This is a genomic window from Peribacillus sp. NPDC056705 (assembly GCF_043656335.1).
This window is the reverse complement of sequence record NZ_JBHTYI010000095.1, coordinates 2187-2645: the sequence shown is the minus strand read 5'-3', so window position 1 is coordinate 2645 and position 459 is coordinate 2187. Positions and strand designations below refer to the sequence as shown.

1 pseudogene is annotated in these 459 nt (G+C 49.7%); it reads left to right on the top strand.

From position 1 onward, the window contains the following. A pseudogene (locus tag ACFRAK_RS27620) lies at positions 1-459 on the top strand (amino acid ABC transporter ATP-binding protein); the annotation flags it as partial.

Here is a 459-nt window from a genome sequence, read left to right as displayed (position 1 = left end):
GGTATGAAGCGGATGAAGCGAAGCTGGTTCAGACCGATCGTGCACTCAAACGATGGGCACGGTTGCGAACGTTCATCGGTCAATGTGTGGTCGGCATTACGGTAGTCTCTGTTATCTATTGGTCCGGTAAGGCTTACGCTGACGATGCGCTTGAAGTGACGCTGATTGCGGCATTCGTGCTGGCGGTGTTTCCGTTAATGGATGCTTTCCTTCCCGTATCCGAAGCGGTGGAGCGCATCCCAGGATATCGACAATCCATCGACAGATTACATGGCATTGAACGAGGTACGGTCGAGGAGAAGAGTGAGAATACATTACCGCTGCTCAGTAAGGAAGAAGTTCAGGTAATGATTGGGAACGGCATCGATATAAGAGTAGAGGAGTTGTCCTTTAGTTACGTCTCAGAGAAGGAGTGTTCCGAGACGAATCGAGATACATCTTCCGATACGTCTGTGTTAA